The 1,767-nt window shown below is 29.5% G+C and carries 1 protein-coding gene; it reads right to left on the bottom strand.

The window, feature by feature from the left end:
* The coding region (locus tag HMPREF2561_RS03930; RefSeq protein ID WP_070468363.1) for an IS1182 family transposase at positions 1 to 1,660 on the bottom strand (1,660 nt) is incomplete at its 3' end.
* Positions 1,661 to 1,767 lie beyond the last annotated feature (107 nt).

The raw sequence follows: 1,767 nt of genomic DNA, 5'->3' as shown, positions 1-1,767 counted from the left end.
GGGACATAAAGTATCTAGATAAGTGAAAAAAGACAATTTCTATTGAAATAATATAGAAATTGTCTTTTTTATAATTTTTTTGATTATTTTCAGCTCGTTGAGCTGTTACTTTTCTTATATTAAGTGCCATTAGCACAAATCCTAGTTCTCTTTTGGCTTTATTTATCCCTCGAACGGACATTCGAGTGAAACCCAAAATAGCCTTCATAAATCCAAAAACAGGCTCCACATCAATTTTTCTTTGACTGTAGATGGTTTTTATTTTTGGTTCTGAAAGCTTTTTATTAATTTGGGCTTTAAAATATTCCCAATTATAATTTTTCATTATTTTTTTATTCGTTTTTGAATTGTATTTCATGCACTGGTGTCTCAGAGGACATTCTGAACAATCATCACATTCATATAATTTGAAGTCTCTCTTAAACCCATATTTATCATGGCGATAGGCATATCTTTTAAAACCCAATCGCTTATTGTTTGGACAAATATATTCATCGTTAATTTCGTCATAATCCCAATTTTGAGTGTTAAAGATGTCGCTTTTATATTTTTTAGTTTTATCTTTTATAAACATACCGTAGGTTATAAGTGGTATTCGATTAAAATCATCTATAATTGCCATATAATTGGGTTCGCTACCATAACCTGCATCAGCTACAATATATTCAGGTAAATGACCGTAGGTCTCTTGAATTAAATTTAAAAATGGTATCATCGTTCTTGTATCAGTCGGATTTTGATACACATTATAAGATAAAACGAATTGAGAATTTGTCGCTATTTGTAAATTATAACCTGGCTTGAGTTGTCCATTTTTCATATGATCTTCTTTCATTCTCATAAATGTGGCATCATGATCTGTTTTAGAATAACTATTTCTATCCTTTAAAATAGATTTTTGGACGTCGTATTTATGCTTTCGCCCAGAGTAATCATTAATTTGCTTTTTGTATTGTTTAATTTTAGTTCTTTTGAGCCGTATTTGTTTTCTTATTTTAGTACATTTTTCATTATCGATATGTTGATTTAAATCTTCGATTTCTTTATCCAAATGACTACCAATCAAATCTATTTCTTCCTTTGTTAAGTCATTATCGTGATCTTTTTTAATCTCAGGTATGATTTTATTTGTTATCAATTCATGATAGAGTGCTTTAGAATCTTCATTCATTTTTGTCTCATGGTTTTGAATACTCTTTTTCCATACAAATGTATATCGATTGGCATTCGCCTCAACTTTCGTACCATCAATAAAAATGGCCTGATCATCTATAAGATGTTGTTTCAAACACTGACTATGAAATTGAATAAATAATGATTCTAATAAAGCATCTACTTTTGGATTGACTCTAAATCGATTAATCGTTTTATAAGAAGGCTTTTGATTTTGTGATAGCCACATCATCCGGATGCTATCATTAAGTAATTTTTCTATCTTACGACCTGAAAACACAGATTGTGTGTAGGCATATAGAATGACTTTTAACATCATTTTTGGATGGTATGAGGTTGCACCACGATGATGTCTGAATTCATCGAATTCAGTTTTAGGAATTGTTTCTACAATATCATTGACATGTCGTGACATATCATTTGTGGGGATAAGAACTGAAGTTTCCAATGGTAGAGTAAGTTGAGTCATGTTATAATCTTTATACATAAGGCACCTCGTTAATTTAGTTTAGTGATATTTATTAAATTATACGAAAGTGCCTTATTTTTTTAAGTATTTCAATGTAAAATTACATATAAATACAAAGTATTTTG

Source organism: Staphylococcus sp. HMSC069E10 (assembly GCF_001809205.1).
Lineage (GTDB): Bacteria > Bacillota > Bacilli > Staphylococcales > Staphylococcaceae > Staphylococcus > Staphylococcus hominis.
This window is presented reverse-complemented; position numbering and strand designations above follow the sequence as displayed.